Source organism: Moellerella wisconsensis ATCC 35017 (genome assembly GCF_001294465.1).
Lineage (GTDB): Bacteria > Pseudomonadota > Gammaproteobacteria > Enterobacterales > Enterobacteriaceae > Moellerella > Moellerella wisconsensis.
This window is the reverse complement of sequence record NZ_LGAA01000007.1, coordinates 1-25,754: the sequence shown is the minus strand read 5'-3', so window position 1 is coordinate 25,754 and position 25,754 is coordinate 1. Positions and strand designations below refer to the sequence as shown.

At 39.1% G+C, this 25,754-nt stretch carries 22 protein-coding genes; 16 read left to right on the top strand and 6 right to left on the bottom strand.

Translation table 11 applies throughout. The annotated features are described in order from the left end of the window. Positions 1 to 174: 174 nt before the first annotated feature. From hslO to M992_RS03320, 3 genes are read right to left on the bottom strand one after another with little or no spacing between them, the layout of a single operon-like run. Entirely contained in the window at positions 175 to 1,047 is an 873-nt protein-coding gene (gene hslO / locus M992_RS03330) for an Hsp33 family molecular chaperone HslO (protein ID WP_053907311.1), read from the bottom strand. Positions 1,048 to 1,074: 27 nt separating this feature from the next. Further along, positions 1,075 to 1,488: a ribosome-associated heat shock protein Hsp15 gene (gene hslR, locus M992_RS03325; RefSeq protein WP_053907310.1), complete on the bottom strand. Its 414-nt coding sequence runs from the start codon at positions 1,486 to 1,488 to the stop codon at positions 1,075 to 1,077. Positions 1,489 to 1,548: 60 nt separating this feature from the next. After that, positions 1,549 to 3,675, bottom strand: a complete 2,127-nt coding sequence (locus tag M992_RS03320; protein WP_053907309.1) for an IgaA/UmoB family intracellular growth attenuator — start codon at positions 3,673 to 3,675, stop codon at positions 1,549 to 1,551. Positions 3,676 to 3,988: 313 nt separating this feature from the next. On the opposite strand from M992_RS03320, the gene nudE reads away from it, so the two are divergent. Then, positions 3,989 to 4,540, top strand: coding sequence for an ADP compounds hydrolase NudE (nudE, locus tag M992_RS03315; protein WP_053907308.1), 552 nt, complete (start codon positions 3,989 to 3,991; stop codon positions 4,538 to 4,540). A 58-nt stretch (positions 4,541 to 4,598) separates the two neighbouring features. Here nudE and mrcA read toward each other — a convergent pair whose 3' ends face one another. Then, a complete protein-coding gene (gene mrcA / locus M992_RS03310) occupies positions 4,599 to 7,148 on the bottom strand; it encodes a peptidoglycan glycosyltransferase/peptidoglycan DD-transpeptidase MrcA (RefSeq protein WP_053907307.1) in 2,550 nt (849 codons plus the stop codon). Between the two features lie 117 nt (positions 7,149 to 7,265). Here mrcA and M992_RS03305 point away from each other — a divergent pair, with 117 nt between their 5' ends. The 11 genes from M992_RS03305 (at position 7,266) to trpS (ending at position 17,041) form a co-directional block, all read left to right on the top strand. After that, a complete protein-coding gene (locus tag M992_RS03305) occupies positions 7,266 to 8,084 on the top strand; it encodes a type IV pilus biogenesis protein PilM (RefSeq protein WP_053907306.1) in 819 nt (272 codons plus the stop codon). Next, the gene (locus tag M992_RS03300; RefSeq protein WP_053907305.1) at positions 8,084 to 8,635 is read left to right on the top strand and encodes a PilN domain-containing protein; all 552 of its coding nucleotides are present in this window, start codon (positions 8,084 to 8,086) and stop codon (positions 8,633 to 8,635) included. Before M992_RS03305 ends, M992_RS03300 begins: the two co-directional genes overlap by 1 nt. Before the next feature lie 58 nt (positions 8,636 to 8,693). Then, positions 8,694 to 9,164 (top strand): hypothetical protein, encoded by a 471-nt coding sequence (locus tag M992_RS03295; protein WP_134473598.1) that lies wholly within the window; start codon positions 8,694 to 8,696, stop codon positions 9,162 to 9,164. Then, on the top strand, positions 9,148 to 10,203 hold the full coding sequence (locus M992_RS03290; RefSeq protein WP_053907303.1) for a hypothetical protein: 1,056 nt from the start codon (positions 9,148 to 9,150) through the stop codon (positions 10,201 to 10,203). The genes M992_RS03295 and M992_RS03290 overlap by 17 nt, the downstream gene beginning before the upstream one ends. A 514-nt stretch (positions 10,204 to 10,717) precedes the next feature. Beyond that, entirely contained in the window at positions 10,718 to 11,239 is a 522-nt protein-coding gene (gene aroK / locus M992_RS03285; protein WP_047257389.1) for a shikimate kinase AroK, read from the top strand. Between the two features lie 49 nt (positions 11,240 to 11,288). Beyond that, positions 11,289 to 12,377 (top strand): 3-dehydroquinate synthase, encoded by a 1,089-nt coding sequence (aroB, locus tag M992_RS03280; protein ID WP_053907302.1) that lies wholly within the window; start codon positions 11,289 to 11,291, stop codon positions 12,375 to 12,377. 354 nt (positions 12,378 to 12,731) lie between these two features. After that, positions 12,732 to 13,634 (top strand): SPOR domain-containing protein, encoded by a 903-nt coding sequence (locus M992_RS03275; protein WP_053907425.1) that lies wholly within the window; start codon positions 12,732 to 12,734, stop codon positions 13,632 to 13,634. A gap of 84 nt (positions 13,635 to 13,718) precedes the next feature. Next, positions 13,719 to 14,573: an adenine-specific DNA-methyltransferase gene (gene dam, locus M992_RS03270; protein ID WP_053907301.1), complete on the top strand. Its 855-nt coding sequence runs from the start codon at positions 13,719 to 13,721 to the stop codon at positions 14,571 to 14,573. A 61-nt stretch (positions 14,574 to 14,634) separates the two neighbouring features. Beyond that, complete coding sequence (rpe, locus tag M992_RS03265) at positions 14,635 to 15,309, top strand: ribulose-phosphate 3-epimerase (protein WP_053907300.1); 675 nt, start codon at positions 14,635 to 14,637, stop codon at positions 15,307 to 15,309. Then, complete coding sequence (locus tag M992_RS03260; RefSeq protein ID WP_053907299.1) at positions 15,306 to 16,001, top strand: phosphoglycolate phosphatase; 696 nt, start codon at positions 15,306 to 15,308, stop codon at positions 15,999 to 16,001. Before rpe ends, M992_RS03260 begins: the two co-directional genes overlap by 4 nt. 11 nt (positions 16,002 to 16,012) lie before the next feature. Beyond that, positions 16,013 to 17,041: a tryptophan--tRNA ligase gene (trpS, locus tag M992_RS03255; protein ID WP_053907298.1), complete on the top strand. Its 1,029-nt coding sequence runs from the start codon at positions 16,013 to 16,015 to the stop codon at positions 17,039 to 17,041. Between the two features lie 335 nt (positions 17,042 to 17,376). Here the strand turns inward: trpS and yiiM are convergent, their stop codons facing one another. Together yiiM and sodA are read right to left on the bottom strand one after the other, a co-directional pair. Further along, positions 17,377 to 18,054, bottom strand: a complete 678-nt coding sequence (gene yiiM, locus M992_RS03250) for a 6-hydroxyaminopurine reductase (protein ID WP_053907297.1) — start codon at positions 18,052 to 18,054, stop codon at positions 17,377 to 17,379. Positions 18,055 to 18,256: 202 nt separating this feature from the next. Further along, positions 18,257 to 18,877 (bottom strand): superoxide dismutase [Mn], encoded by a 621-nt coding sequence (sodA, locus tag M992_RS03245; protein WP_053907296.1) that lies wholly within the window; start codon positions 18,875 to 18,877, stop codon positions 18,257 to 18,259. Positions 18,878 to 19,313: 436 nt separating this feature from the next. Here sodA and acs point away from each other — a divergent pair, with 436 nt between their 5' ends. The 4 genes from acs (at position 19,314) to M992_RS03225 (ending at position 25,240) form a co-directional block, all read left to right on the top strand. Further along, positions 19,314 to 21,269 (top strand): acetate--CoA ligase, encoded by a 1,956-nt coding sequence (acs, locus tag M992_RS03240; RefSeq protein WP_053907295.1) that lies wholly within the window; start codon positions 19,314 to 19,316, stop codon positions 21,267 to 21,269. Between the two features lie 123 nt (positions 21,270 to 21,392). Further along, the gene (locus tag M992_RS03235; protein WP_053907294.1) at positions 21,393 to 21,704 is read left to right on the top strand and encodes a DUF485 domain-containing protein; all 312 of its coding nucleotides are present in this window, start codon (positions 21,393 to 21,395) and stop codon (positions 21,702 to 21,704) included. Continuing rightward, complete coding sequence (actP, locus tag M992_RS03230) at positions 21,701 to 23,350, top strand: cation/acetate symporter ActP (RefSeq protein WP_053907293.1); 1,650 nt, start codon at positions 21,701 to 21,703, stop codon at positions 23,348 to 23,350. The genes M992_RS03235 and actP overlap by 4 nt, the downstream gene beginning before the upstream one ends. Positions 23,351 to 23,644: 294 nt before the next feature. Further along, on the top strand, positions 23,645 to 25,240 hold the full coding sequence (locus tag M992_RS03225) for a phosphoethanolamine transferase (protein ID WP_053907292.1): 1,596 nt from the start codon (positions 23,645 to 23,647) through the stop codon (positions 25,238 to 25,240). Positions 25,241 to 25,754: the final 514 nt, after the last annotated feature.

Below are 25,754 nucleotides of genomic sequence, written 5' to 3'. Positions count from 1 at the left end.
TGCCGACGATCATAAATCTTTACGACTAATTAACAGCGATAATTATCAAAGAATTGAAAATATATAATTTTTTTTAATCCATTCTGGGACTCAGAGCACGAAAATCATGATATAAACCATTAAAAAAAGGCGCTAAATAGCGCCTTGTTCACAAAAATAACTTGCTTAATCGTATCAGTGAAGTTGCTGATTTATATCTCGTTTTAATCCTTTAACATCAGATTCTAAAAATATATAGTGACTACCACAGAACTCACACTCGATATCAATTTTGCCATCTTCTTGCAAAATTTGATTAACATCTTCGTCTGGTAAAGAAATTAAAGTACTTTCACAGCGTTCGCGTGAACAGGTACAGCGAAACTCTATCGACTGAGGATCATACAGTGTGACATCTTCTTCATGATATAAACGATGCAGTATTTCTTGGACATCCAGAGTGCATAATTCTTCGCCTTTAATCGTTGCCGTCAATTGTACTAGATGATCGAACATCTCATGACTTTCATCATCGGCAGCCGGTAAAACTTGCAATAACATTCCACCGACAGCAGGTTGCCCATCGACGTCACAAGAACGAATAAATAAACGCGTAGGCAGTTGCTCAGATTGACGGAAGTAATTGTCAATACAATCAGCAACCGTATCACCATCGAGAGCAACAACACCTTGATATCGTTCACCTTTGGTAGGCGTGATAGTAATAACCATATAGCCATTACCCATCATTTGTTTCAACGAGCTACCTTCAACTACAGGGCCATCGATACGTGCCACACCGCGCATCTGCTGTTGGTTATTACCATTAATTACCGCTAATTTTACCGGGCCATCACCTTGAATCTGAACGGTGATATCACCATCAAACTTCAGCGTAGCGGTTAACAAGCTTGTCGCGACTAATAACTCGCCCAGCAACTTTTTTACAGCCTGCGGATAATCATGATTTTCTAAAATTTGATGAAAGGTTTCACTTGCCGAGACAACTTCCCCGCGAACGGAATGCCCTGCAAAAATAAAACGGTGGAGTTGATCATGTTTAGCCATAATATCTCTCTTTGCTACAGCCATCCTTCAAGATGACTCATTGGAATTTTTATGTTTGATTTTAATCAGTGTGCGGCGCTCTTTTTTATCCGGACGACGTTCGGGATGAGGCATGGTTAACACATTCATTTTTCGCGCTAAAGCCATTTTTTCGCGCTGATTAATACTCTCTTCAGTTTCACGGTACAGTTGCTGTGCCTCTGGCGCACTTCTGCGCTGACCACTCACTGATAATACTTCAATAACACGCTCATCATTGCCTTGGCGCAGCTTTATCAACGCATGACATTCAACCAGTTTTCCCGGCTTGGTTCTCTGTCCATTATAATGAACTTTACCGCCATCAATCATATCTCTAGCTAATGAACGCGTTTTATAAAAACGCGCAGCCCACAGCCATTTATCTAAACGGACAGATTCAATATTTAACTGAGTTTTCATGATACTCCCCGGCTCAAAATCACTTATCAGGCAAGGCAGAGACTATCATAACCCGCGCTATTAACGCCAACGGATAGGAGGATAGGCTGCATTAAAACAATTATCATAATATTGTTGAATATTACGTAATCGCTTCTTGTTAAGTCTGATTCGATTAATGACTAAAAAACCATTCAATAGTGCACTGCCAATTAAGATTAAAAATAGCAATGTACTTCCCATATAACGCGTCAATGTAGTGGTATCTGGCTCACTGTGCAGGATAATACGGCGAGTGCCATTTGCATCTAATGACAAGTGCGTAATGATGCCTTGGATTTCAAAAGGTGTATGCATTAAAATATCAGATAACCGCTGTAATTCATGCCAGCGATGTAACGGCGTCATTTCATTCATATTATTTGATGAGATAAAATCTACCAGCGGTTTTCCCTCATCACTAATCAACAATACCCCCCCGGGAGGTGGACTGTTTAATCTAACTGACGCTTTCTCAACTTCTTGCCTGATGTATTTATATGTGGTGGCTTCGATCAGCTTTTCCAAGGTATCAGCACTTCCAGTACGTAAAATTACATTCGCATTTTTCAACTTACCTTGTTTAGCTTCAGAGACTAACAATAGCCAATCGCCTTTGCTAGTAAGATTAGTCAATGCATTTTTTAATTTTTGGCAGTCATTATCCTGTGGGCATAATTGATTAGTTTTTAAAATAATTTCAGAAAAGTCATCCAGAATATTCATTCCTGATTTTAGGATTTCTTCCTGCAACTGAGGATTAATATTACGGGCATCGTCATTGTTCGGATGCAATTGCCGCTGTATCTCAGCTAATAAACTTGCTGCCGTATCAACCACTGGAGATTCAGGTATCGGTAAAGAATTTAAGTTATTCCAATAAATACCGGAGCAATCAAACGGTGAAAATTGAGCTTCTTCCGCCGTCGCTAAATTTGGTGGCATATAACACATACCAACCCCTTTTGCGCTTAATGAATCGCCGACTTTTAGCGGTAAGGTTTCTAGCTCAGTAAAATGACTTACCTCAATAGTGTCAGTTCCGGATAACCACGTGAAACCTAATTTTAAAGGCAAGTTTATCGGGCTATAAACTAGCATAAGTATTAAAACCAACAGACTTCCTATCATGATCAACATATTTTTACCGTATTTTCTATACGGAAAATAGCGCTCTTCTTCATTCAACGATAAATATTGGCCTTGGCGTAATACCTGCCCATTAGAATACATATCAATATTTATAGCTTGATCTAATTCATAATGAATATACGGTGCCCAATGCGGTGGATAAATAAGATCGACACTGCCTAACGATATATTTGGCGCCTGTTTCTCATTAAACTCACCAAATAATTCCCAACGCTTAGGTTTTCCTATAATGCACTGTACATCTTGATATTTTTTCGGCGTTAATCGTAGATTAAATAAACAAAGAATACTGGCAATAAACAGCAATTCTGCCCCAAGCATCATCCAATGTGACAATATAGGAATCGCTGTCAACGCAAAAAAACAAAATAAAAAACTGGCACAAAGTAATCCCGCACCTATCCATCCTGAAGATTGATGTAAGCGATACTCTTCCGGGGTTTCTTTGCGGATTTTCATCACTTTAATCGTTTGCTGCCCGCCTTCTTGAATCGCTGCCGGTTCAGGTAACGCCATGGTAGTAGACAAAGATACGGGTAATTCTCGCATCAAATCTTTTATCGAGTAGTTATTAACCGAAATAATTAAAGGTAAGTGGTTGGTATCCACCACCTCCATAACATTTTGCTGTTGCAGATAGGGTTCAAGTTGATAAGGGAGATGAACTTCAACAGTATCAATAAAATAACGCCAAGTATGATGTTTATCATTATGCAAATTAAACCGGGTTACCGAATTACATACCGTGGTAATAATCGCATGCTTTCTAACTACACTAATAGGTTCTTGATAAGATAGCGTAATTTTCGATTTATCAGGTTTGTTAATCGGTTGATAATCTTGTAAATATTGATTTATCGCCTGATATTCAGAATCTGCAATCTTACGAAAAGAAGGAGTGGCTTGTGAGGGAATACTGCAGATACCATGATGCCGCCTCCGTTTAAAAAACAATAAGGAAGCCATTATACAGAGACTAATTATAATAATAGCCAATATAATGAGGTAGTTAATCATTTTATCCCCAGCAAAAAACTTCAATGAGCAGCATAGCAATCACTATATCAACCCTAAATAAGTCAATTCCTATTCTTTATATAATTTTAATTTTATTAACAATAAGTTACATAATAATTTCTATTATTAACATTTTAAGAATGTCACCTATCTGTGCGCTATATTAACAGCTTTTAGCGGGCAATTAATCCTTATCAATTGTTTTGATTATCAAGCATAGTCAATTAAACTCAATCGAATACCTCATTCACTCACGATGAATTTATTCTGCTAATATTACTCGCGGATTTTGCCCAACGATTCAGGGATAATTATGATAGAACTCCAAAAACCTAAGATTTTGAATATTAAACATATCGCCCGTTCAAATCTATTCAGTATTCAATCGGTTGATCTTGAATTCAGTAATGGCGAAAAACGAGTTTATGAGCGAATGACGCCTGCCAAGCGCGAAGCTGTGCTCATTGTACCCATTATTGATAACCATCTGATCCTAATTCGAGAATATGCAGTCGGCATTGAAAACTATGAACTAGGCTTTCCTAAAGGTGCTATCGACCCCGGAGAAACGCCACTTGAGGCTGCAGAACGAGAATTGAAAGAAGAGATTGGCTTTGGAGCTCATAAAATGGAACAGATGGCCAAATTAACCATGTCTCCGTCTTATTTTTCCAGCAAGATGAATATCTTAATAGCCCAAGAATTGTATAGTGAAAAATTAGAAGGTGATGAACCTGAACCACTGCAACAGGTTCGTTGGCCACTTGAACGAATGATGGAATTGCTCGATCATCCTGATTTTAATGAAGCCCGCAATATCAGCGCATTATTCTATACTGAGCGCTATCTTAGCGGTCAAAAATGACCGCTAATTTACAATAATAGCGCATAAACTGACCCCCATAACTGGCGGTCAGTCCATTCTAAAATAACTCTTGGCTCTCACCATTATCTTCAAAAATCGAAGTACCAACCTCTTCAATCGCATAGTCTTTTGGCTCAGTACCTTCAATAAAATACTCTTTACGAGTACTCGAAGAACTTCCGGTTGCCAGCTTACCCGTTTTACGATCAATAGTTACGGAGATAATACCTTTCGGTGGCGCCATCATAGTTTGCGGCACGCCTTCTAGAACAACTTTCATAAAGTCATCCCAAATTGGTTGTGCACTCTTAGCCCCCGCTTCACCACCACTGGCAGCAGTACGGCCTAATGAGCGTTTGTTATCATCAAAACCAATCCACGTCGTCGCTACGATCCCCGGTCCATAACCAGAGAACCACGCATCTTTTGAACTGTTTGTTGTTCCGGTTTTCCCACCAATATCTCGACGGTTGTTCAGATCACGCGCAGCTCGCCAACCCGTACCTGACCAGCCAGGTTCACCATAAATATTGGTCATCATGGCATCACGAATTAAAAACGCTAACGGTGTACTGATGACATGAGGCGCATATTGCTGTTCTTTATTATCTTCATCATCCAGTGAGGCAATATCTAGCTCAGCTTGTGGTTCAACAACAGTCACCGGTTTATCAGACTGAGCTACATCTTCAACCGATTCATCTTCAACAATATTGTTGTTAATTGATTTTTCTGTTTCACCATAAATTACTGGAATATCAGTACATTCAGGGCAAGCAATTTTAGGCTTAGCTTCAAAAACAATCTCATTCTGACTATTTTCTATTTTGCTAATAAAATAAGGATCAACTAAATAACCGCCGTTTGACATGACAGCGAACCCACGAGCCATTTGCATCGGTGTAAATGAAGGTGCGCCAAGTGCGAGTGCTTCAGTACGTACAATATTTTCACGCGGAAATCCAAAGCGAGTTAAGTAATCGGCAGCATAATCAACGCCCATCGCACGCATTGCTCGAACCATAACCACATTTTTTGACTGCCCTAAACCTTGACGTAAACGGATTGGTCCATCATAACGTGGTGGTGAATTCTTTGGTCGCCAATCCGAACCAGCGCCTGCATCCCAACGACTAATCGGCACATCATTTAATAATGAAGCCAGCGTTAATCCTTTATCCATCGCCGCGGTATATAAGAACGGTTTTATATTAGAACCGACTTGGCGTAATGATTGAGTAACACGATTAAATTCACTCATATTAAAATCAAACCCACCCACGAGAGCAGTAATCGCCCCATCATGTGGATTTAATGCAATCAACGCACCGTTAACATCCGGAACTTGTGCCAACCACCAGCTGTCCTTAACTTGACGAACCCAAATTTGTTCCCCCGCTTTTACAACGGAATCGACCGAACGCGGTGTTGGCCCTTGTTGATAATCAGAAATAAATTTACGAGCCCAGCGTACTCCCGCAAGCGATATTTGTTCTGTTGATCCATCCGCTAACATAACCTGAGCTTGATTCGCATCGGTACTCATCACCACTGCGGGCATTAATGGCCCATACACCGGTGATTTTTTTAATACACTGGTAATTTTTTCCGCATCCCATGCTGGTTCTTGCGCTGTCCATAGCACCGCAGTAGGCCCGCGATAACCGTGACGAATATCGTATTCAATTAAATTATTACGCACGGCATCAGTGGCAGAAAGCTGATCTTTTCGAACCACGGTGGTATAGACTTTATAGCCATCAGTATATGCATCCTCACCGTATTTTTCATACAATGCCTGACGTGCCATTTCAGATAGATAAGGGGCTGAAAAATCTATTTTTGGTGCGTGATATGACGCTTCAATATCTTCACTTTTGGCTTGTTCATATTGAGCTTGGTCAATATATTTTTCTTCCAGCATACGACTCAATACGACATTACGTCGATTCACCGCACGCTCATGTGAATACAGCGGATTAAATGTCGATGGTGCTTTGGGTAATCCGGCAATCATCGCAATTTCGCTCAAGGTCAGTTCATTGACCGATTTACCAAAATAGACATACGCCGCAGCACCCACACCATAAGCACGATTGCCGAGATATATTTTATTAAGATACAGCTCCATGATTTCATCTTTGGTAAAAATCTGCTCAATTCTTATTGCCAAAAATGCTTCTTTTGCTTTACGCATCAAGGTTTTTTCAGGACTTAAATAAAAGTTTCTCGCCAGCTGTTGAGTGATTGTACTCGCCCCTTGAGAAGCATGCCCTGAAGTTGCCATCACAGAAACTGCGCGGAAAATACCAATGGGATCAATACCATGATGCTCGTAAAAACGACTATCTTCTGTCGCGATAAAGGCATGTACCATTAACGGTGGAATTTCGTTTAATGCTAATGGAATACGGCGTTTCTCACCATATTGAGCAATTAACTCACCCTCTGCACTGAAAATCTGCATCGGCGTTTGTAAGCGGATGTCTTTCATTGCTGCAACATCAGGTAACTCAGCTTCGACATATTTATACATGCCAAATACAGAAGCGGCTCCCAAAACAATGCAACAAATGACAATAATGAAAAGATATTTTACGAACTTCACCTGATAATTTCCATGCTCAACATATTAGAGGGGATTAGATACAGCCGGCGCGTAGTATAAAGCTTATACAAAGCAATAGAAAACCTAATTTATAAATCGATAATATGGAAATTATCTATGTATTTACAAAAATGGCGCATTGGCATTGACCTATCATTAAATAAAATTCAGCTAGTTGCGGCAAAAAAACAACGCGATAGATGGTATTTATGTGAGTGTTGGCAGCAGGACCTACCTGCCACAATATTCAATGAGACAACGCCGATAATACTACAAAATATTTTGACTAAATGGCGTCAGAAATTACCGAAATCTTGCGATGTTCGCTTAGCTTTTCCGCTATTGCGTACAATAAAGCATCAGTTTGTATTATCAGAACATATTTCACCCAAAGAACCTGAATTCAGCTGGTATATACAATCACAGACCAAAAAACAATTCCCAATGAATGCGGATGAGCTTATTTTTGATTACCGAATTATAGCGCAGAACGTCTACCTTAGTGGAGCACGTAAATCAGATATTATTTTTTGGTCCGATCTATTAAAAATTTGTGGTTTTGATCTCACCACAATTGATATCGCCCCCAATGCATTACGTTATGCGGCACAATATGCCGGCATACCCGATGATAGCTGGTTAATCTATTATCGAGATAATGAATGGCTATGGGCAGGCCCCACTCGTCAACCGGGCTGTTATAACTACGCAGTCACCGCAGAAGTACCGACATTTAACCAGCTAATTGACCAACTCCCTACCGATTCTTCGACAAATACACTGCCAATATACTATATCGGCGATAAATGCGAACCTGCTGCTTCGCAGCACTGGCAACTGCATCAAGCATTTTATCAGTTGGCGACTAAGCTCCCTCACCAATTGGGTGATTTTGTTATCGCAGCAGGGCTAACTTTGCGACCGGAGGATAAATAATGCTACAAATCAATTTATTACCTTGGAGAAATCAGTATCTAAAATTACGCAGGAAAAAATATCTTCTTACGGTTGGATGGCTAATATCGAGTTTTCTAATCATAATTATATTCGCTGAAAAACGGCAGCGATTAGCGATAAATTTGCTGAATCACCAAGTTACCGAGATAAATAATACCCAGAAAAATCAGCATACGCAGCTTAAAGCGCTTCAACAACAACAGCGCCATTATGACCAATTACAATTGTTATCTGTCTCACAACACCAGCAACGACTGAAGATCCAACAACATTTAGAGTTACTTAAAAGCTTACCTCAACTATTACCTCCTAATAGCTGGCTAGATAAACTATCGCATCAAGATAACCAACTTGAATTAAATATAAACAGCTATTTACTCTATGAGATAATGACGTTAATCACTGATTTTCAACACTCTCGATTATTAACTCATCTATACCCGCATCAAATGAAACGCTCTACCTTAGCTATCAATCAACTTTCATTAAAAGCCTATTGGCAGGGTATAGAAGATGCAGATATTCAATAACCTCTCTCTTTGGTATCGGCCAGCATGGCAAATAAACCTAATTATGACGATATTCATAATGTTTATTTCTATCGGCTATTATTTGTTCTTTTGGCACAGCCACGAGGAAACCATCAATCAACTGCATATTGAGATACAACAACAAAAACTTTTACTGCAACAAGATACTGATGCTATCCATCAGCTACCAACCACCCAACAATTTAATTCGCAATATGAGCAACTTAAACGCCGGCTACAAACACAGCCAATAAAGGCGATTGAATTAATACATCTATTAAAAATACCATTAGATAAATCAGGCGTAACAATCAATCATTGGCACCCAATATCAACGACAGAAAATCAATATTACCTTGAAATTTCAGGTAATTATTTCCAAATAATTAACTTTCTCGAACTGGTGGTACAAGCAATACCCACATTAATTTTAGATAAATTACTATTACAACCAAGGAAGGGAGAATTATTTGGATTATTCACACTGACGTTATTCAAGGATGAAAAAAATAATGCATCGGAACAGTAATTTATTAACGCTATTATTAACTTTAATACCGCTGGTAGCCGTAGCCGTACAGCTCCCACTCAAAGATCCGTTTCAAGCTCCCGAATTTCAAGATCAACGGTCGTTAATCTCAGTAACAAAGAGCCTTGATCCTCCTATCACAATAGAGGCACCGATCAGTCGGCAAATTATTAAGTTACTCACTATTGACGCAAAAAAAATTGCCGACGTCCTCAAAAACTACCAACCGCCTATCTTATCAAGACAAGCAAAAATAACCGTCGATAGCTTTACTAATAGTCTTATTTTACAAGAAAACACCGACAACTTACCGCTTATTATCAACTGGCTAAAGGAGGCTGATGTCCCCAACCAGCAAGTCCAAATAACTGCCCATATTATTAGTAGTGGGCGAGAAGCCCTACAAGAGTTAGGATTAAACTGGGGAATGTCTGGAGAAGGCAGTGCCAGCAATATCGCCGACAAATACACGCAATATCAAATCAATACTGGTAGCTTAGCGCTAAATTTGCTTAAAATTAAAAATAGTTTTTTGTCCGTAAAATTAAATGCGCTAGAGCAGAAAAAACTCCTCACTATTATTGCTAGTCCGAGATTAATGGCCTCTCATAATAAACCAGCCAGCATTAAACAAGGTACTGAAATTCCTTATGTTACTTCTCAAGATGAAAAAAATAATAGCGCCGTTCAATTTAAAGATGCCGTGCTGGGTATGGAGGTTACTCCGTCCATACAACGAAATGGACAAATTTTATTACTGCTCAAAATTAGCCATAATTCACCTAGCGCGGCTTTAACGCTCGGTGAAAATAAACATTTATCGATTAACAAACAAGAAATAAATACTTCAGTCACAATTAAACATGGTGAAACCTTAATTCTTGGTGGTATTTTTCAACAAAAACAAGAAGAAACAAAACTTTCAGTTCCATTTCTTGCTGATATCCCGCTGCTGGGTAAGCTATTCACAAACACTGATGAACAAGTGAGCCGTAGAGAGTTGGTGATATTTATTACACCTCATTTGATTGATATTTAACCTGATATTTTTTTAATTGTTATAATTCAACAAGTTGATATCAAAAAAGCCTTCGGTTTCTAGGGTTATGTTTCATTTCTTTCGTAAACCTGACCGGATAAATTTGACGCTGGGACAGATTTATCATACAAGGTTACCCATTGAGTGTTTTGACTAACATCGGCTGAAAAAACAAACAAACTGCTATTTAATAAATAGCGGTTAAAATAATTAGTTTGAAAATAAACTGACATACTGATTTTTACGTACAATTTCGCGTACAATATTGATGGGAAAGACACAATTTATTGTGTACCCTCTTCAATAAAGGTAAAAATCAGACCTGTCAACACAGGATCGTCACTTTATTGTTAAACTGGCTTATTTATATGGTTGCAATATAGGCTGATGTACTGAGATAATTTTATCATCTGAGCTCACTTTATCACTCATGAGGTTTCAGTTTAGGTCCCGCCGCTAATTTTATTGGCGGGGCGGGTTATCATTAACGAATAATCTTAGTAATACCAAAAACATGGCAGAGAAACGCAATATCTTTCTAGTTGGACCTATGGGTGCCGGCAAAAGCACTATTGGTCGCCAGCTGGCGCAACAGCTCAATATGGAATTCTTCGACTCCGATCACGAAATCGAGCGACGTACTGGTGCAGATGTAGGCTGGGTATTTGACTTGGAAGGTGAAGAAGGCTTCCGCGAACGTGAAGAAAAAGTCATTAACGAGCTCACTGAAAAACAAGGCATCGTTTTAGCAACCGGTGGCGGTTCGGTGAAATCGAAAGAAACCCGTAATCGTCTGTCAGCCCGTGGTGTCGTTGTCTATTTAGAAACCACGATTGAAAAACAATTAGCTCGTACTCAACGTGATAAAAAACGCCCTCTTTTACAAGTGGATGAGCCAGCGCGTGAAGTGTTAGAAAAACTGGCCGAAGAACGTAATCCACTGTACGAAGAAGTCGCTGATATCACTATTCATACCGATGAACAAAGCGCAAAAGTAGTAGCAAATCAAATTATTGATATGCTGGAAAAAAACTAGTCCCGCAGATTGTTTATTTTAGTAGCAATGAGCAAAAGGTAAACGCGACATGGAAAAAGTAACTGTGACTTTGGGTGAACGTAGCTACCCAATCACCATTGCATCTGGATTATTTTCACAAACAGATGCTTTCCTGCCTCTAAAATCTGGGCAGCGAGTTATGATTGTCACAAATGAAACCCTCGCACCGCTGTATCTCGAAAGTGTTACACGCACCTTAGAAAACCAGGGTGTAAAGGTTGATTCTGTTGTTTTACCCGACGGCGAAAAGTATAAATCATTGTTGATAATGAATGATGTTTTTACTGCATTGCTCGAAAAACATCACGGCCGTGATACCACCCTCATTGCATTAGGGGGTGGTGTGATCGGTGATTTAACCGGTTTTGCAGCTGCAAGCTACCAACGTGGCGTTCCATTTATTCAAGTTCCGACAACCCTGCTTTCACAAGTAGATTCGTCTGTTGGCGGAAAAACCGCAGTCAATCATCCTTTAGGTAAAAACATGATTGGGGCATTTTATCAGCCCACATCAGTGATTATTGATCTCGATTGCCTAAAAACATTACCAAAACGAGAGCTATCATCAGGTCTCGCAGAAGTGATTAAATACGGCATTATTCTTGATGGAGAATTTTTTGCCTGGCTAGAAAATCACATTAACGAGTTGATGATTCTGGATAACCAAGCAATGGCCTACTGTATTCGCCGTTGCTGTGAACTAAAAGCGCAAGTCGTTGCTTCTGATGAAAAAGAAACCCGTGGATTACGAGCTCTGCTCAATCTAGGACATACTTTTGGTCACGCCATCGAGGCCGAGATGGGTTATGGAGTTTGGTTACACGGTGAGGCTGTTTCCGCAGGTATGGTTATGGCGGCAAGAGCCGCTGAGCTTGCGGGCATATTTAGTGAAGCTGATACCCAACGAATTATTACACTACTACAACGCGCTAATTTACCCGTCTGTGGCCCTACAGAAATGACTCCTGACGATTATCTTCCTCATATGATGCGAGATAAAAAGGTCATGGGTGGAAAATTACATCTCATTTTACCGACCCAAATTGGCGATTCTGAATTACGTGCAGATATTGGCGCAGATATCGTTCTACAGGCGATCAAAATGTGCCTTCCATAATTAATTAACTGATATAAACCGTATTGTTAGAGAAAAAACATCAATAAACAGCAATGTTTTTAAATCCCTCTAGCGAATATGGCTTAAAATCGTTAAATTATACGCTCGTATTATTATTTATCTGTGTCATCCTTACATTCCCTTATTTTTAGCGGGTGAAAGTAAGGTAAATACAGGCTATAGCCAAATAATTTAAGGCTGCGGTCAAGCGCTCAACAACGCTATCACGATAAACATAAAAATTATGTGATCCAGATAGTTAACATAGCGAACGCCTCTGCAACTTGAGATATCCGGGTATATAATCAATCTTTCTTTTTTATAGGTTTATAGGTGAAAATTGTGGGGGGCGAAATGGACGAGTTAAAACCAGAAAATCAGTCACAAGGACAAAATGACTTGCGGCCTGATACTTCAGACCGGCCGACTGGGCGTCCTCGCCAGCCTGCCAGTAAACAAAAGCCTAAATTAACGGTTTCACGCCAACATATTATGATTGGGGTCGGTGTACTGGTATTGTTATTGCTCATTATTGCAATTAGCTCTGCGCTAAAAGCGCCGACTGAGCATGAAAAGCAACAAGCAAATACGACGACTGAACGGAATATTGACTTATCGTCTTCTTCATCGCTAGCCAATAATCCAACGCAAGGACAGCCTCAAGAAGTCACTATGCCACCAATTAGTGGTACGCCGACACAGAATCAATTGCCATCTCAGCGACAAGACCTGGGTGAACGCGTTGAAATTCCTGGTGATGTCGCTGACGCTTTACATCAAGGTCAAAATTTACCGGTTGTAAATCAACAACAAACATTGCCACCCCAAGTAGTACAACCGGTCACTCCTGCTGTAACACCAAAAACAACGCAACCGGTAAAATCAACCAAAACAGACACTAAACCACAAACAATTACTGAGAAAAAACCCGTAACGCCAGCAAAACAAGCCACCAGCAGTATCAACGGTGGTCAAGGTGGGAAGCTAATGGCAGCCCCAGTAACTAATTATACGTTACAGCTCAGTAGCGCGAGCCGCTCTGATACCTTAAATGCATTTGCGAAACAAAATAAACTGACTGACTATACCGTTTATAAAACTGTTCGAAATGGACAAACTTGGTATGTTCTCATCCATGGTAACTACCGTTCGGTTAATGAAGCGAAAAATGCTATCGCGACTTTACCAAGCGCAGTTCAAGCCAAAAAACCGTGGGTTAGAAATATGAAACAAGTTCAACAAGATCAGAAAAAATAATCATTTTTTAACGTGGGCGCACTACTATGCTGTCCTGACAGAGTACTCAGTATTTACTCTAAACGTTCGTAACTATTTGACGGCATGAAAAAAAGACGCGCTTTCTTAAAATGGGCAGGCGGTAAATACCCTCTGGTTGATGATATTAAACAACATCTTCCTGAGGGTGATTGCCTGATTGAACCCTTTGTTGGTGCAGGCTCTGTATTTTTGAATACCAGCTATGATTCCTATATTCTGGCAGATATTAACAGTGACCTGATCAATCTATATAACACAGTAAAATTCCGTACAGACGAGTTTATCGAACAAGTTCGAGCTGTCTTTACGCCTGAATTTAATACTTCAGAACAATATTATTTAATGCGTTCTGAGTTTAATCTATCTCGAGATCCTATACGCCGTAGCGTACTTTTTCTGTATCTAAACCGCCACTGCTATAACGGTCTATGTCGATATAATTTGCGAGGTGAATTTAACGTTCCATTTGGTCGTTATAAAAAACCTTATTTTCCAGAAGATGAATTATTGTGGTTTGCGGAAAAGTCACAAAATGCGATTTTTGTGACGCAAAATTATCGCGATACACTGCTTTCAGCACAATCTGGCTCGGTTGTCTATTGTGATCCACCGTACGCCCCATTATCTGAAACTGCGAATTTTACCGCTTATCATACTAACAGCTTCAGTGCTCTTGAACAGCAGAACTTAGCTCAGTTAGCCTATTACTTGTCATCAGACCGCAAAATTCCAGTTCTGATTTCAAACCATGATACTCCCGCAACACGAGAGTGGTATCATCAAGCTAAACTGCATATTGTTAAGGTTCGCCGAACGATTAGCAGCAATATATTAAATCGTAATAAAGTCAATGAGTTACTTGCTTTATATAAAGATAACCCTCGGTATAAAACAAAAATAGAGCTGCTCGATAAATAACGACCTCATTGCCGAATAATTAATAGGGTGATGAGTGGCCGAATAATAATTGGAGACGATAATGAAAGATTTTCTGATTGCCCCATCTATTTTATCTGCTGACTTTGCAAGATTAGGCGAAGATACAGCTAAAGTACTGGCAGCCGGTGCTGATACTGTCCATTTTGATGTCATGGACAATCATTACGTCCCTAATCTAACTTTCGGAGCGCCAATTTGTAAGGCGATACGGGATTACGGAATTACCGCGCCGATCGATGTCCATTTAATGGTTAAACCGGTTGATCGTATTGTTCCTGATTTTGCTAAAGCGGGGGCGAGTCATATTAGCTTTCATGCTGAAGCCAGCGAACATATTGACCGCACATTACAGCTGATCAAAGAGCACGGTTGCACTGCAGGTTTGGTTCTCAATCCAGCCACACCACTAAGTTGCCTTGAGTATGTCATGGATAAACTCGATATGATCCTATTAATGTCTGTCAATCCAGGCTTTGGTGGTCAATCGTTTATACCTCAAACACTGCATAAGTTGCGTCAAGTCCGTAAACTGATCGATGAGAGTGGGTATAATATTCGTCTTCAAGTTGATGGCGGGATTAAAGTAGAAAATATTGCCGAAGTTGCTCAAGCTGGGGCAGATACTTTTGTTGCAGGCTCAGCTATCTTTGGTCAGTCTGATTATAAAACCGTCATCGATGATATGCGAAAAGAACTACAGAAGGTGTCACGATGATAAATAAAATCTCAAAAGATATCAAAGCAATAGCGTTCGATCTTGACGGTACTCTAGTCGATAGTGCCGGAGGCTTATCTGATGCATTAGATAAAGCGCTAGTTGAACAAGGTTACCCGGCGGCAGGTAAAGAACGCGTTTCTATCTGGGTTGGTAATGGCGCAGATATTATGGTGGAACGAGCACTTAAATGGGCCGGGGCACAAATAACACCGGAGCTGCAACAAGCAACGCGTGATAGTTTTGATAAATATTATGCACTTTCAGTGACAACCGGTAGCAAACTGTTCCCTGAGGTAAAAGAGACCTTAGCTGAGCTCGCCAAACATTCACTACCATTAGCGATCGTGACCAATAAGCCAACAGCATTCATTGCACCATTACTCAAAAAATTAGCTATAGATAGCTATTTTTCATTAGTCTTGGGCGGCGACGATGTCAAACAAAAAAAACCTCATCCTGCGCCGTTATACCTAACCATGGGGACTTTTGGGTTACGCAAAGAAGAATTGCTTTTTGTTGGTGATTCCCGTAATGATATTCTTGCAGCACAAGCTGCTGGCTGTCCCTGTGTAGGGATGACCTATGGCTATAACTATGGTGAATCAATCGCACTCAGTGAGCCTGACTGCGTATTAACGCACTTTTCAGACCTAACTGCTGCGATTGGCTTATCATCTTCTAAAAATTAAGGACATATAAAATGAGTGATCCCACTGCAAAACCAGCCCAGAAACCTATCGTATTCAGCGGTGCTCAGCCTTCTGGTGAATTAACTATTGGTAACTATATGGGAGCGTTACGTCAGTGGGCACTGATGCAAGATGATTACGACTGTATCTACTGTATTGTTGACCAACATGCAATTACTGTGCGCCAAGATCCAACGCAACTGCGTCAACGGACTTTAGATACTCTCGCACTTTATCTAGCCTGTGGTATCGACCCAAATAAAAGTACTATTTTTGTTCAGTCGCATGTTCCGCAGCATGCTCAATTAGGCTGGGCATTAAACTGCTACACTTATTTTGGTGAGTTGAGCCGTATGACTCAATTTAAAGATAAATCATCTCGCCATTCTGAGAATATCAACGCAGGATTATTCGATTATCCCGTCCTGATGGCAGCAGATATTTTGATTTATCAAACTAATCAAGTCCCAGTAGGTATCGACCAAAAACAGCATTTAGAATTGAGCCGTGATATTGCTCAGCGTTTTAATGCCATTTATGGTGAAGTATTTACCGTGCCAGAGCCTTTTATTCCTAAAGGTGGTGCTCGCGTTATGGCACTACAAGATCCAAACAAGAAAATGTCTAAATCTGATGACAATCGTAATAACGTGATTACATTATTAGAAGATCCCAAATCTGCGGCGAAGAAAATCAAACGTGCAGTAACCGATTCAGAAGAACCACCTTGTGTACGTTATGATTTAGAAAATAAACCGGGTGTATCTAACCTATTGGATATTCTGGCGGGTATTACCAATAAAACCATCGAGCAATTAGAAACTGAATTTGCGGGTCAAATGTATGGCCATCTTAAAGGTGCAGTTGCTAATGCTGTGGCAGAAATGCTAACAAGCTTACAAGAGCGCTATCATCATTTCCGTAACGATGAAGCACTATTGAATAAAATTATGGCTGATGGTGCAGATAAAGCCGCACAACAAGCCCAGAAAACGCTAGACAAAGTCTATGATGTTATCGGTTTCGTAAAACGCCCATAATTTTTCTGACTTAATATTATCTGCCGTAAGATATTTTGAGTTAAATGCTAACAGGCGACTCCTAGTAGAGTGGCCTGTTTTTATTTTATTATTTTTTATCCGCACTCATGATCTATGGTTAAGACCTAAATGATCTATGGTTAAAAACTAATAAGCTGTGGCGAATAAATTATTCCACATTAACCCATTCTTCATCAACTGACTTCTAATAACGTTCTTGCCTGATTAAAACGGCTACACAAACACAGTTTGATCACTAACGATCAGGATATTTTAATGACTGATCTTGATAAAAATTGCCTATTAGCCAAATTGAGTTAGAGATTATGTCATCCTTAATCGTGGCCAAATAAGCGACGATTAAAATCTTCAATGCGCTTATCTTGAATACGCTTCTGCATGGTATAACTCCAACTAGCTGATAATCCACTAGCAGAAAGTAATCGGCGATACAGACTCATATCAAAAGGTAGATGAAAAGCAATAGCGATAGCCTCTTTGACTGAAATATCACTATTACGACTCAGCAGCTGTAATGAAGCATTTGCGCTAACAGCCCCCCCTTTTATAACGCGATATAACCATCCACAACGACCGCTATTTTGTAAGGTTAATGAGAAATTTTCTAACCCGGTCATTCGATTCAGTTTATAACAGGGTGAACGTGGTTGAGTCACTTGGATCATCCCGTCTCCCCAGCGATAAATATCCCCAATAAAGACATTCTCTTCATTCATACCAGTTGTAGATAGATTTTCACCAAATGCAGGCGCGATAAATAAATCAATTAACTCAGGGTAGCATTGGCTCCAATAATGATAATGTTCGGCCGGATATTGGCAAAGCGCTCTATCGGGTCCCCCATGAAATTTTTTTTCAGCTTGCTCATCTCCCGCAAGACCCAGAGGTAATAATTGCAGTAATCCCCCGACTTGATGTTTATCTATTCCACTGTTACCGCAATGCCCTGTAGGTTGAACTTTTCCAATAAAGACTTGAGGATGATACTCCATTAATTAGTCTCCAAACGACATCAAAATAACGTTGAGAATGAGATCATAAAGAAAGGTATCGAAGATAACAACGAGGTTAATTAAGTTTAGGATATAGTGGGATTTTTAGACTGGATTATAGAGAAGAACCTTAGTTTATTAATAAAAAATGCATGGCTAAAAAGCTCAGCCATGCAAAAATATTTATAATTAATCGGGCTAATTATTTAGCATCAAAGCGTTTAGCTGCTTCATCCCAGTTAACTACTGACCAGAAGGCTTTAATATAGTCAGGACGACGATTTTGATATTGCAGATAATAGGCGTGCTCCCAAACATCTAAACCGATGATCGGATAACCTGATACGCCAGAAATAGCCTCACCCATTAATGGGCTATCTTGATTCGCGGTAGAAACAACGGCTAATTTACCGGTATCATTCAATACTAACCATGCCCAACCTGAACCAAAACGGGTGGCTGCGGCAGCTTCAAATTTAGCTTTAAATTCATCAACACTGCCAAAATCACGTTCAATAGCTTGTTTTAATGCACCCTTTAATTCGGTGCCTAATTTCAAGCCTTTCCAGAAAAAACTGTGATTTGAGTGCCCACCCGCATTATTGCGTAAAAAAGTACGCTTATCCGCAGGAACTTTATCCAGATTTTTAACTAACTCATCAATGTCCATACCCGCAAATTCAAGTAATGATTCTAATGCTGTATTCGTATTATTTACATAGGTTTGATGATGTTTAGTATGATGGATTTCCATTGTTTGCTTATCAAAATGGGGTTCCAGCGCATCGTAAGCGTAAGGTAAAGCAGGTAATGTATAGCTCATATAATTGTCTCCAGTAACTTATAACCCTTGATATTCCAAATTGAAAACGAACATCAATCCAAATGTTTTGAATATATCAATTTACCTATTAGTAAATTTTTATATCCTGTGAGTCAATTGTCATTATAGTGATTTTAACATTAATGAAAATCATTATCATATCCATTATGGTATTGTGGGTTTATAAGTCAACTAAATTTACAGCCTAATTTAGTGATACATATAGAGATAATGGGTAAAAATCTAGACAATAAGCTAATTAATTTAAAATTAATAGCTTTATAAACCACTCAGTCATTACGCACTAAATGTTTAATCTGAGAATATCGGTACATTTAATACGTGATCTTCCGCTCAAAATAAAAACAAATTCTTAATTACAGCTTTAGTTAACTATTTTTTGACATACTATTAACATCTGGAAGGAGATAAAAATATGACAAAAATAACTAAGCATCCGATCTCAGCTGACATTATTAATAACGCCCTGATAACCGAACAACAGTACCATGACGAATATCAATTATCCCTGCAAGATCCCGACGCGTTCTGGGGAGAAAAAGGAAAAATTGTTGATTGGATTAAGCCCTACACTCGGGTAAAAAACACCTCTTTTGATCCCGGCCATATTAATATCCGCTGGTTTGAAGATGGTACTTTAAATTTAAGCGCTAACTGCCTTGATCGTCATTTAAGTCAACGAGGCGATCATACCGCAATCATTTGGGAAGGCGATGACCCTTCTCACTCTAAAAATATTACCTATCGTGAACTTCATGCTGAGGTGTGTCGCTTTGCCAATGTATTAAAACAGTGCGGTATTCAAAAAGGCGATGTGGTTGCTATCTATATGCCAATGGTGCCAGAAGCAGCAGTAGCTATGTTAGCTTGTGCACGTATCGGAGCGATTCATACCGTTATTTTTGCTGGGTTTTCTCCTGAAGCAGTTTCTGGCCGAATCATTGATTGTAAAGCAAAATTAGTGATTACTGCCGATGAAGGTCTTCGTGCTGGCAGAAGTATTCCATTGAAAAAAAATGTCGACGATGCCTTGCTCAATCCTCAAATCACCACAATTTCAAATGTCATCGTTTATCGTCGCACCGGTAACCAAAAAAATTGGGTTAATGGGCGCGACTTGTGGTGGCATGAACTGATGCAAAATGCCAGTAATGATTGTCCGGCAGAAGAAATGAATGCCGAAGATCCTCTATTTATTCTCTATACTTCAGGCTCAACAGGGAAACCTAAAGGCGTATTACACACGACGGGAGGATATTTAGTTTATGCCTCGCTAACCTTTAAATATACCTTTGATTATCATGATGATGAGGTCTACTGGTGTACCGCCGATGTCGGCTGGGTTACCGGCCATAGCTATCTGCTCTACGGGCCGTTATCGAACGGCGCTAAAACGCTAATGTTTGAAGGTGTCCCTAATTATCCTGCTGTTAATCGCATGAGCCAAATTGTGGATAAACATCAAGTAAATATCCTCTATACCGCTCCAACCGCCATCCGCGCATTAATGGCAGAAGGCGATAAAGCGATCGAAGGCACAAACAGAAACTCTCTACGGATATTAGGCTCCGTAGGAGAACCAATCAATCCTGAAGCGTGGGAATGGTTCTATAAAAAAATGGGGAATAGTCGCTGCCCAATAGTAGATACATGGTGGCAGACAGAAACCGGTGGCTTTATGATAACCCCATTACCCGGTGCTATCGCCTTAAAACCCGGCTCTGCGACGCTGCCATTTTTTGGCGTACGTCCAGCACTCGTGGATAATATGGGCGAAATTATTGAAGGCGCACAAGAAGGAAACTTAGTCATTGTTGATTCTTGGCCCGGTCAAGCTCGAACACTTTATGGTGATCACTATCGTTTCGAACAAACCTATTTTTCAACTTTTAAAGGTATGTATTTCAGTGGGGATGGCGCCCGTCGCGATGATGAAGGCTATTATTGGATTACCGGCCGAGTTGATGATGTACTGAATATCTCAGGGCATCGATTAGGTACCGCAGAAATTGAATCTGCTTTGGTCTCTCACCCTAAAATTGCAGAAGCAGCGGTTGTAGGTATTCCTCATAATATTAAAGGACAAGCTATTTATGCTTACGTCACTTTAAATCATGGCGAGGAGCCTTCCCCTGAGCTCTATACTGATGTTCGCCAGTGGGTACGCAAAGAAATTAGCCCAATTGCAACGCCAGATATTCTTCACTGGACAGATTCACTGCCTAAAACCCGCTCCGGTAAAATTATGCGCCGCATCTTGCGTAAAATTGCTACCGGCGATACCAGCAATCTTGGAGATATATCGACATTAGCCGATCCAAGTGTGGTTGAAAAATTATTAGAAGAAAAACAGTCCATGAACATGCCATAACGCCATGCCATAGATACCACCGAGTACACATATTCCACTATTTATTATCAATGACACACTATAGGCTACTGAAAAGTAGCCTGTACAACCACACCGATAAAAAATAACAGAGGAGAAACTCTGATGAATGATACTGTTTATCAAGAGATAGAAAATAACCCTCGCTTCAAAGAATTGGTCAAAAAACGCAGTCGTTTTTCATGGTCACTGTCCCTCATCACATTAGTGCTGTATGTCAGTTTTATCTTTCTTATTGCCTTTGATCCTAGTTGGCTAGGGACACCCATATCAGAAGGTTCATATATTACCCGTGGTATTCCCGTTGGCGTTGGGCTAATCGTAATTTCATTTATTTTAACCGGACTGTATGTTATTCGGGCTAATGGTGAATACGACCGCCTCACGAGTGAAATTCTTAGCGAGGTGAAAAAATGACAAAACGCCTTCTAATACTACTGGTATTGGCACCAGTAATGGTGAATGCGGAAGCACTAACCGGTGATGTTGAGCGTCAACCCATTAATATTCAAGCGATCATTATGTTTATGATCTTCGTCGGATTCACACTTTATATTACCTATTGGGCATCAAAAAGAACCCGTTCACGTACCGATTATTATACTGCAGGGGGTAAAATAACCGGATTTCAAAATGGTATGGCTATTGCCGGTGATTTTATGTCTGCCGCATCATTCTTGGGAATTTCAGCCCTGGTATATACCTCTGGATATGATGGCTTAATCTACTCAATCGGTTTTTTGATTGGCTGGCCAATTATTTTATTTCTGATTGCAGAACGTCTACGCAATCTGGGACGTTATACTTTTGCCGATGTTGCTTCCTACCGTTTAAAACAACGCCCTATTCGTATTCTTTCCGCTGTCGGCTCATTAGTTGTCGTTGCGCTTTATCTGATTGCTCAAATGGTTGGAGCCGGAAAACTAATTGAACTGTTATTCGGCTTAGATTATCTCGTCGCCGTAATTATCGTCGGTATATTAATGGTCATGTATGTACTCTTCGGGGGTATGCTAGCCACCACATGGGTACAAATAATCAAAGCGATATTATTACTAGCAGGAGCAACCTTCATGGCCATCATGGTCATGAAATATGCCGATTTCAACTTTAATACTTTATTTAAGCAAGCCGTTGAAATACATAAAAATGGTCAATCAATTATGAGTCCAGGCGGATTGGTTTCCGACCCTATCTCTGCGCTGTCTCTTGGGCTAGCATTAATGTTTGGTACTGCCGGGCTACCGCATATTATTATGCGTTTCTTCACCGTCAGCGATGCTAAAGAAGCACGAAAAAGCGTATTCTATGCAACTGGATTTATTGGTTATTTCTATATTCTGACCTTTATTATTGGCTTTGGCGCTATTGTTCTCGTCAGTGCTAATCCCCAGTTTAAAGACGCAGCAGGCGCATTAATTGGCGGTACCAATATGGCAGCAGTTCACCTTGCTGATGCGGTTGGCGGTAATTTATTTCTCGGTTTTATTTCTGCAGTCGCCTTCGCAACAATTCTCGCCGTCGTCGCTGGATTAACTCTTGCAGGTGCATCTGCGGTCTCTCATGATTTATATGCCATGGCGATAAAAGAAGGTAAAGCTAACGAAAAAGACGAGCTTAGAGTCTCTAAAATTACCGTAGTGATCCTCGGTATTGTCGCTATCGGGCTAGGAGTTTTATTTGAAAAGCAAAATATTGCCTTTATGGTTGGCTTAGCTTTCTCTATCGCAGCCAGTTGTAACTTTCCAATTATACTGCTTTCAATGTATTGGAAAGGACTAACAACTCGAGGGGCACTGGCTGGGGGCTGGTTAGGATTAAGTACAGCAGTTATATTAATGATCCTTGGACCAACAATCTGGGTCGGTATACTTCATCATGAAAAACCGATCTATCCCTATGAATATCCAGCTTTATTTTCAATGATTGTGGCATTTTTCGCTTCTTGGCTATTCTCAATAACCGATAATTCATCGCAAGGAAAAGCAGAAAAAGAGAAATTTAGAGAGCAATTTATACGTTCTCAGATTGGTTTAGGCGCAGAGCAAGGAAAATCTCACTAATACACCTTATCTCAACAACAGGCTCCTGTTGTTAAAATTTAATTTAGCGGGAACAATGAAGCGCATGAACGCGCTTCATTGCCCATAGAAATAAATCTCCAATAAAACCTGCTTAACTTTACACTCCTCGAAAAAAAACATAACTAATTGATAGTATTATTTAAATGTTACTTGTTGGTTTTTTCTATTAATGATTTTATACTTTCAGAGTTTTTCCGAGTCCAAAAGCATTGTAATAAAAATTAGTTAATGTTTTACTCACAATCTTATTCAAAGGAATTACCATCGTCATATATGTCTAAAATATATATTTTTCTAATCGTGTCTATAGTCACAATATTGCCAGTATTTTTTTCTGGTGACTTAGCTCTTGAATATAAAATAAAGATGACAATATCAGGGCTATTACTTGTTATATCGTCAGCTTGGTTTTATAAATTTAAAATAGGAAAAATATATACAGTCTTCGCCGCGTTACTGTGGGCATTAAATCTTTCAACCTCTTTTTTCTTCTATAAAGAGCATGATATTGGTTTTTCTTCAACAATTGCCGAAACTGTAATTAATACCAACAGTAGCGAAGCTGCGGGTATGCTCTCATATAATAAATATTATATTCTATTCTTTATTTTTATGAGCTTAACCTATTACTTATCAGTAAGATGGTTATCATTTTATACTAGCAACAAACAAGGTAAATATGGCCTTATTCTTCTTACTGGATTTTTACCCTTAATTTTTATTGATTATTATGCTATTGATAAAAATCAAAAAAATAATCTAATTGCTACTGAACACTTTTTTATGGGAACCCCATTTTATAATGCCTCAGCGATGGTAAGATCACTCCATGATGTACGACAAATAAAAAAAATAGCAAATATTAATATCAATTACAAATATCAAAAAAATGATACTGATATAGAGACTTATATTCTAATTATTGGTGAATCTACCCGTCGTGATCATATGCAAATATATGGTTATCAACACCGTAATACACCAAATCTAGTTAATCAAAAAAATAATATCTTATTATTCACACAAGCGATCTCTCCTGCACCAGTTACCTTACTTTCAGTTCCAATCTCATTGTCTAATATACAATATGAACAACTGAATGATAAAAGCTACTATGCGGACAATATTATCAGCTTAGCTAACCATGCTGGCTTTAAAACTTTTTGGTTTAGTAACCAAGGTAAAGCAGGAAAAAGCACCAGTTTAATCTCAGCTATCGCCCATAAATCACAAAATAGTCGTTGGCAAAATACCATCACTTATGATGAAGATTTGCTCCCTTATCTGGATAAGGCGCTACAAGAAAAAGGCAAAAAGCTGATTGTTCTTCACTTATATGGCAGCCATGAACCTGCATGTAATCGCTTTCCTGAGAAAAGATTACAACATTATAGTGATAATCAAGATGATAACTGTTATGACAGCTCAATCGCTTATACTGATAGTATTATCGGTAACATCATCAATAAAGTAGATCAACAGAAAGCATCTATTCTATATTTTTCTGACCATGCCTTACAGCGCATAGATAATAATGGCGATATTAGATATCATCATGGTGTTAATAAAACTAAAAAAGAAGCTTATCAAATTCCCTTATTAATCTGGTACAGTGACAAAATAAATCAACAAAAAAGAAAAGTAGGCAATATTGATCATCCAGTTAGTACTGCTAATAATTATTTTCTTATTAGTGACTGGCTCGGTATTATTCATAAGGAACATAAACAAATATGCTATTCAGCATTAAGAACATGTTTTAACGGTAATACACCAATCAGAGTATTAGATGGCAATAAAAATATTTTGGATTATCAACAATTACCCTCAGAAAAAAATATAATTCTTAACGCTCAATCATCAAAATAAGCATCCGCAAAAGTGAATAAACATAATTAATTTTATTTAATAGGTAGTAGCATCGTACTTAGACAAATAACCTCGCTCTTATTCTATATTGTCAATTATCAGTATTACTCAATATCTAACTTCTAATATTCACAGATATTAACTAAATTTTTGCGAAATATAATTCCACATTTTATTAAAAACTCATTTCTCATATAAGCAGAACATTTAAAAACCTAAAAAATATATGCCACATAACCGAGTACAATGCGGCTTTTTATCAATAATTTCAATCGGCTGTATTAAGTGACATGATTTTTTCACTATCGAGGAAAGCTGTTTTTTAAAAGGATCTTTGTGCTCAGTTTTTACTTATATGAATACAGAGGGAGTAAGGAATAACTTTCTACAAGCCTGATGTAAATCTGACTGAATATAGACCGAATATAAATAAATCCACTTATAATCATCAGATAATTAATTAAAGCATATAAGAAAATAATGTTACATACAGAACTTTAGCACAGAAATAATA